General features: G+C 55.4%; 7 protein-coding genes. 2 read left to right on the forward strand and 5 right to left on the reverse strand.

Going from position 1 to position 6,556, the window contains the following annotated elements; genetic code table 11:
* Nucleotides 1–23: 23 nt before the first annotated feature.
* From KQJ19_RS14300 to KQJ19_RS14320, 5 genes are read right to left on the reverse strand one after another with little or no spacing between them, the layout of a single operon-like run.
* The gene (locus KQJ19_RS14300; protein ID WP_141875427.1) at nucleotides 24–1,217 is read right to left on the reverse strand and encodes a 3-hydroxybenzoate 6-monooxygenase; all 1,194 of its coding nucleotides are present in this window, start codon (nucleotides 1,215–1,217) and stop codon (nucleotides 24–26) included.
* Nucleotides 1,218–1,231: 14 nt separating this feature from the next.
* Complete coding sequence (gene maiA / locus KQJ19_RS14305) at nucleotides 1,232–1,876, reverse strand: maleylacetoacetate isomerase (protein WP_049281977.1); 645 nt, start codon at nucleotides 1,874–1,876, stop codon at nucleotides 1,232–1,234.
* 8 nt (nucleotides 1,877–1,884) lie between these two features.
* On the reverse strand, nucleotides 1,885–2,586 hold the full coding sequence (locus KQJ19_RS14310; RefSeq protein ID WP_016153707.1) for a fumarylacetoacetate hydrolase family protein: 702 nt from the start codon (nucleotides 2,584–2,586) through the stop codon (nucleotides 1,885–1,887).
* A 15-nt stretch (nucleotides 2,587–2,601) separates the two neighbouring features.
* On the reverse strand, nucleotides 2,602–3,639 hold the full coding sequence (gtdA, locus tag KQJ19_RS14315; RefSeq protein ID WP_019077221.1) for a gentisate 1,2-dioxygenase: 1,038 nt from the start codon (nucleotides 3,637–3,639) through the stop codon (nucleotides 2,602–2,604).
* A gap of 11 nt (nucleotides 3,640–3,650) precedes the next feature.
* Nucleotides 3,651–5,009, reverse strand: a complete 1,359-nt coding sequence (locus KQJ19_RS14320; RefSeq protein ID WP_142417535.1) for an aromatic acid/H+ symport family MFS transporter — start codon at nucleotides 5,007–5,009, stop codon at nucleotides 3,651–3,653.
* Between the two features lie 126 nt (nucleotides 5,010–5,135).
* On the opposite strand from KQJ19_RS14320, the gene KQJ19_RS14325 reads away from it, so the two are divergent.
* The gene (locus KQJ19_RS14325) at nucleotides 5,136–6,044 is read left to right on the forward strand and encodes a LysR substrate-binding domain-containing protein (protein ID WP_016153710.1); all 909 of its coding nucleotides are present in this window, start codon (nucleotides 5,136–5,138) and stop codon (nucleotides 6,042–6,044) included.
* 131 nt (nucleotides 6,045–6,175) lie between these two features.
* Nucleotides 6,176–6,556 (forward strand): CidA/LrgA family protein (locus tag KQJ19_RS14330; RefSeq protein ID WP_216403791.1); only part of this gene is annotated, 381 nt, incomplete at its 3' end.

Genomic DNA, 6,556 nt, shown 5'->3' on the forward strand with positions numbered 1-6,556 from the left:
TCCGTTCGGGAGATTAAAGAGGCTCAGCGCGGCAACAGGCAGTTATCTTCTTTCCAGCCGTACAGCCATTCCATACCACGATAAAATTCCGCCTGAGATTTGCCTTTCCACAGCAGATTACGCACCTGGCGCTCGACGCCTGCGGCGTGGTACACACGTCCCATTTCGCGCGTCGACCAGACGATGCGCGCAGTACGCGGAATACGCACCGACTCATACAAGGCAAAGGCATCAGCCGCATCGCCGTCACACTGCTGTAACGCCTTACCGAGAGTAACGGCATCTTCAAGCGCCATACAGGCGCCCTGCGCCATATATTGTGCCACCGGATGCGCAGCATCACCCACCAGCGTAATGCGGTCGGTCCCCCATTTCTCTACCGGTTCGCGGTCAGCGGTGGACCAGCGACGCCATGACGTCGGCTTATCCAGCATCTGACGCGGACGCGCATGAATACCGGCAAAATAGGAGAGCACTTCCTCTTTACTGCCATCCTTTACCCCCCACTCCTCCTGCTGACGACTGTGGAAGGTCACCACCAGGTTATACTGCTTGCCGCCGCGCAGTGGATAGTGCACCAGGTGGCAGTGCGGTCCGGCCCACAGCACCGGCGCGTTAATACGCAAATCTTCCGGCATATCATCGCAATCAATCACCGCGCGATAGACCACGTGCCCGGTCACGCGTGGCGCATCGCCAATCAGAGACTGACGCACAACCGACTTCACACCGTCACAGCCCACCAAAATATCCGCTGTCCAGCTGTTACCGTGCTCATCAAAGACCGTCACCTCATCTTCTGTCTGGCGAATATCAACCACGTTAGTTGAAGTGCGATACTCAACGTTGGGATGAACCAGTGCCGCTTCCCAGACAGAAGCATGAATATCAACCCGATGGATAACCGCATAAGGACCGCCAAAGTGATCGCGGAACGCTTGCCCGGTTTCAATATGTACAACCTCTTTCGCGTTTACCGCATCCATCATGGTGATGTGATCGGTAAAAACGGCGCGCTGACGAGCGACGTCACCCACGCCAAGGCTGTCCAGAGCAGAAAACGCGTTCGGCCCGAGCTGAATGCCCGCACCAATCTCACCAATCTCGTGCGCTTTCTCCAGCAACATCACTTTAATGCCTTGACGGGCCAGCGACAGCGCGGTCGCCGCGCCGCCAATCCCGCCACCCACGATAATTGCGCGTGTCACTTTAGCCATTGTCTTTCTCCTTATCAGGCTGGAATTTTGTCTTGTTGATTCTCGGGCGCGGCGGCGATAAACGCCGGAAGCTGGGTACAGGCATCGTATACCGCCTTACAGCGCGGATACCCGCTCAGATCACAGCCCATACGTAACGCGTTCGCCCACTGCGGGATCAGACAGCAATCCGCCAGCGTCGGCGCATCCCCCACGCAGAACGTCCCCGAGTGACTCTGGCGCAGCATCTGTTCAACCGCGCTTAACCCTTGCTGGATCCAGTGCGCATACCAGCGTTTTTTATCCTCTTCACTGACCTTTAGCTCTTCGCTCAGGTAGCGCAGTACCCGCATGTTATTCACGGGATGGATATCACAAGCGATGGCATAGACAATTTCCAGCACCCGGCTGCGCGCCGGGAAGTCGGCTGGCAGCAGCGGCGACTGCGGAAAGTGACCATCCAGCCAGTCGGTTATCGCCAGCGACTGCCCGAGTGATTCTCCCTCATCAGTGACCAGCGTCGGTACAAGCCCTACCGGGTTCATCCGCCGGTAAGCCAGCTCGTTCTGCTGACCGATGCGGATGTTGACGCCCACCGTCTGGTAATCAAGCCCCTTTAGCGCCAGCGCAATGCGTACGCGATATGACGCGGAGCTGTTAAAGAAACTGTACAGCTTCATCATCCACCTCAGACAATCTTCACAGCGATGGGGGTTAAACCGTCTACATTGCCGGTGATCACATCTCCTTTCACCACTGCGCCCACGCCCTCTGGCGTGCCTGTGTAGATCAAATCGCCCGGCTGTAGTTCGAAAAAGCCGGACAGATAGCTAATGGTTTCATTAACGGACCAGATGAGGTGGCGAATATCGCTACGCTGATGATCGTCGCCGTTGACCTGCAACCAGATAGGCGCGTTGTTAACATCCGCACTTTCGCTGGCTTTATGCAGCGGCGCGATGGGGGCTGAGAGATCAAATGCTTTGCCGATTTCCCACGGACGCCCCATCTGGCGCATCTCCATCTGCCTGTCGCGGCGGGTCATATCCAGACCAGTGGCATAGCCCCAGATATATTCGTGCGCTTTTTCCAGGGGTATATCGCTGCCCTTTTTACCGATCGCCACCACCAGCTCTATCTCATAGTGATAGTTATCGGTCTGCGACGGGTATGGCAGCTCGAGGGTTTGACCGGCCGCCACCGGGACCACTGCATCGGCAGGTTTACAGAAGAAGAACGGCGGTTCGCGATCCGGATCAAAACCCATTTCACGCGCATGAGCGGCATAGTTGCGGCCCACGCAGTAAACGCGACGCACGGGAAACTGTTCATTACTGCCAACGACCGGAACGGTAACAGGCGCTTGTGGTTCGAATACGTATTGCGTCATTTTCTCTCTCCCAAATTAATAACGTGCTTCACGGAACAACCCCAGCGCTTCCTGAACCGGTCTGTCCGAAAAACTAAATAAGACGGCATCTTCGTGGGCCTGGAATGACACGCCGTGCCAGGTTGGCACCACGAAGATATCTTTTGGCGAAAAATTGAAGATCTCGGTGCCGATGGTGACCTGCCCGCTTCCTTCCACCACGTGATAGATAGTGCTGTCGGTGGTACGCGCCATCCGCGAGGAAAAGCCCTTCGGCAACAGTTGTAAAAAGGTCCCCATTGAAGGCATGGGATAACCACCGGTCACCGGGTTGACGTAACGCATCTTGTAACCGTCCCACTCATCGGCGTCACCCATGCGGGTCAGGTCATGCAGCGCTTCACGGCTGCGATCGTAGCGATAGTTGAAAATTGGCGATGAGTTACCCTTCTGATGACGCAGCGGCAGCATATTGGCCGCGTAGCGTGGTAAGTAATCCCCTTCCTTGCGCGTGACTGGTTGCTGATCCTCCGGGTAATCTTCCGCAAAGCCGCAACCCAGCAGATTCACCAGTGGCAGATCCAGACCGTCCAGCCACACCACCGGTTCACTGCCTGGGTTGCCGTGGTCGTGCCAGCGCCACTGTGGCGTCAGAATAAAATCCCCTTCATGCATTTGGGTGCGCTCGCCATCCACCGCGGTAAATGCCCCTTTCCCTTCGACAATAAAGCGCAGCGCAGACTGATTATGCCGGTGACTCGGGGCAACCTCGCCCGGCATGATTAACTGCAATCCGGCGTACAGCGTTGGGGTGATTGAAGACTGTCCGCGCAGCATGGGGTTTTCCAGCACCAGTACGCGACGAATCGCCTCTTTCGCGCCAATCAGATCGCCGCTTTCCAGCAGCAGCGGGCGGATCTCCTGGTAGTTCCAGTATGCAGGAGCACAATGTGCGTTCGGCGTTGGCGGTACCAGGCGGTGCAGAGACTCCCACAGAGGGGTCAGATTCTGCCCGGAAATATGCTGGTAAAACTGCTGACGGCTGTTCTTAACATCCTGATTAAGTTCTGACATAGAGATTCTCCTTATTTGTTCACGATGCCTACGCGTGACAACGCGTCAGGGACAGAGGCCGACTGGCGGATAACAACCGTCAGCAGCATAAGCATCACCGCGCTGATGGCCGCCGGAACGGCAATAATGAAAAACAGGTTATCGAATGAGAAATTCATCGCCATCATCACGCCGCCGGAGAGCGAGCCGACAATCGCGCCGCAGCGGCCAATCGCATTAGACCAGCTGACGCCCGTAGCCCGGCTCTGCGTCGGATAAAGCGTGGCGGTTAAGGCATTCAGGCCCACCTGCGAACCGCTGATGCCGATGCCGGTGCCAAAAATGGCCAGCGCCATCAGCCACAGGCCGTTCTCGCTCAGACCAATCATGACAATACACACCGCACCCAGCGCATAGCTCACTGCCAGCACGCGGAAAGGGTTGTATTTATCCATCAGCACTCCCAGCACCAGCGCACCGAGCGTACCGCCAATCTGAAAGGCGGCGGTCACCCATGAGGCATGCTGCAGGTCAATTCCGCGATGGTTAAGCAGCGTTGGCATCCAGCTGGAGAGCAGATAAATGATCAGCAGGCTCATAAAGAACACCACCCATAACATCAGGGTAATGGGCAACTGTTGCCCGACGAACAGCTGGCGAATGCTGCCTTTGGCAATCGCGGCGCCCTCGTTGAGATAAAATTGGGTATTGTCATAACGTTCCCGGGTGATGGCGCTGACGGTTCTGGCAATCACGTTTTGCGGCAACTGACGACGAACCTGCCAGCGCGGGGATTCCGGCAGCGCAAACAGCAGAGCCACAAACAGCATCAGCGGTAGCACGCCTCCCAGCACCAGGATGCCGTGCCAGCCAATAACCGGCACCAGCTGTGCGCTGACAATCCCGCCCATCGCCGAGCCCAGGGTAAAACCGCAGAACATCATGGTGACCAGTGCACCACGCCGACGCGCTGGCAGGTATTCTGAGGTCATAGTGATAGTATTTGGCATCGCGCCGCCCAGGCCTAACCCGGTAAGGAAGCGCAAAATAACCAGCGTTTGTAGATCGGGGGAAAAAGCCGAGATCAGGCTCAGTGCGCCGAACAGCGCCACGCAGAGTTCAATCACCCGTTTGCGACCAAAACGATCCGATAGCGGACCGCAGAGCAGTGCGCCAGCGGTCAGACCCAGCAGGCCTGCGCCAAACAACGGCGCCAGATCTCCGGCCGTCAGTTGCCAGTGGGTGCGAATGTCGGGCGCGATAAAACCAATAGCTGCAGTATCAAAACCGTCGAGCATGACGACCAAAAAACAGCAAATGATAACGCGCCACTGGGTCTTACCGACGGGGGCGGAATCGATCAGTGCTTGTAGATCACGTTGTTGAGTCATAGTGAATGCCTCAGTGCAGGTAGAGTAGATGTCTGTTTTGTTTTAGGTATGTTGCGACTTTGTATGTTTGGAGATGAAATGTACAATGGCTTTTCATGCAGAGGCATAACCTGGAGGTTATAGCAAATGGCTAACTGGGCGCAGAAACTTAAGTTACACCACCTGCAAACGCTTATTGCGCTGGGCGAACAGGGGAATTTGACTCACGTCGCCCGAATGATGAATATCACCCAGCCAGCGTTGTCAAAATGGTTATCGCAGCTCGAAGATGAGATGGGTATCACACTCTTTGAACGTCATAGCAAAGGCTTACGCCCTTCAGAAGGCGGCAAGCTGCTACTGCAGCATGCCCAACGCCTGATCAATGATATGGAACGTTCACAGTATGAAATCGCCCGTTTTAAGCAGGGAGGCCTGGTAGGGAGTCTGAAGATTGGCTGCTCGCCGGTGGCGACGGACTGCGTTTCACAGGCGATACTGGGTTTGCTCACAGAGCTGCCGACCTTGCATCTTAATATTGAAGAGAAGGTGATGACCCCGCTGCTGCACGATCTGCTCGCGGGTTCGGTGGATGTGGTGGTCGGACGCGTCGGTGGCCGGGCGCTTCAGTTGCCGCTCAATTACCAGGTGCTGTATACCGAGCCGGTCTGTTTCGTCGCGCGCCCCGACCATCCGCTGGCAAAATATCCCCTGCTCACCTGGCATGATCTGGCTAACTGGCGCTGGATTGTCTGGCCGACGGGAACGCCCATCCGGATAAGCATTGACAACGCGCTGGTAGATAACGGCGTCATGCTACCGGAAAACATCATTGAGTCGGCATCGATAAACGTCAGCACCAACCTGCTGCAAAGTAGCGACATGATCTCTATTCTTTCTCTACGCCTGGCGCAGCGTTATGCCGCCCAGGGACAGCTGGCTATCCTGAATCTGCCGAAGATTGAACAAAAAGGCAGCGTAGGCGTGTTCTGGCGCAACAATGAAACACCCACGACCGCCCTGAATCGTTTTCTGTATTACCTGGCACAGGTTTAACGTGAACAGTTAGGGCCATCGCCCGATGTTCCAGATATCTATTTCTTCTATGCTTAGAATTCATGATGTGATCGGTAGCACGTTTTGAAGTTTAATTGTATGATGAATCAGTCTCGTCAAGGGTTTCAACTATGAGCAAAGCACTGAACATTATCTGGCAATATTTGCGCGCATTCGTCCTGATTTATGCCTGCCTCTATGCAGGTATTTTTCTTGCATCGCTACTCCCCATCACCATTCCGGGCAGCATTATCGGCATGCTGATTCTGTTTGTCTTACTGGCTTTGCAGGTGCTACCGGCAAAATGGGTTAACCCCGGCTGCTATGTGCTGATTCGCTATATGGCCCTGCTGTTTGTCCCGATTGGCGTGGGGATCATGCAGTACTTTGATCTGCTCCGTGCGCAATTTGGTCCGGTGGTGGTGTCCTGTACCATCAGTACACTGGTCGTTTTCCTGGTGGTGAGCTGGAGTTCTCACATTGTGCACGGTGAGCGCAAAATCGTTGGGCAA

It is taken from the genome of Citrobacter sp. S46_ASV_140, assembly GCF_018919545.1.
Taxonomy (GTDB): Bacteria; Pseudomonadota; Gammaproteobacteria; order Enterobacterales; family Enterobacteriaceae; genus Citrobacter; species Citrobacter braakii.

Coding starts and splice junctions, on each gene's coding strand:
- maiA (WP_049281977.1), bottom strand. CDS start 1,876: ATGAAGCTGTACAGTTTCTTTAACAGCTCCGCGTCATATCGCGTACGC.
- gtdA (WP_019077221.1), bottom strand. CDS start 3,639: ATGTCAGAACTTAATCAGGATGTTAAGAACAGCCGTCAGCAGTTTTAC.
- KQJ19_RS14300 (WP_141875427.1), bottom strand. CDS start 1,217: ATGGCTAAAGTGACACGCGCAATTATCGTGGGTGGCGGGATTGGCGGC.
- KQJ19_RS14310 (WP_016153707.1), bottom strand. CDS start 2,586: ATGACGCAATACGTATTCGAACCACAAGCGCCTGTTACCGTTCCGGTC.
- KQJ19_RS14325 (WP_016153710.1), top strand. CDS start 5,136: ATGGCTAACTGGGCGCAGAAACTTAAGTTACACCACCTGCAAACGCTT.
- KQJ19_RS14320 (WP_142417535.1), bottom strand. CDS start 5,009: ATGACTCAACAACGTGATCTACAAGCACTGATCGATTCCGCCCCCGTC.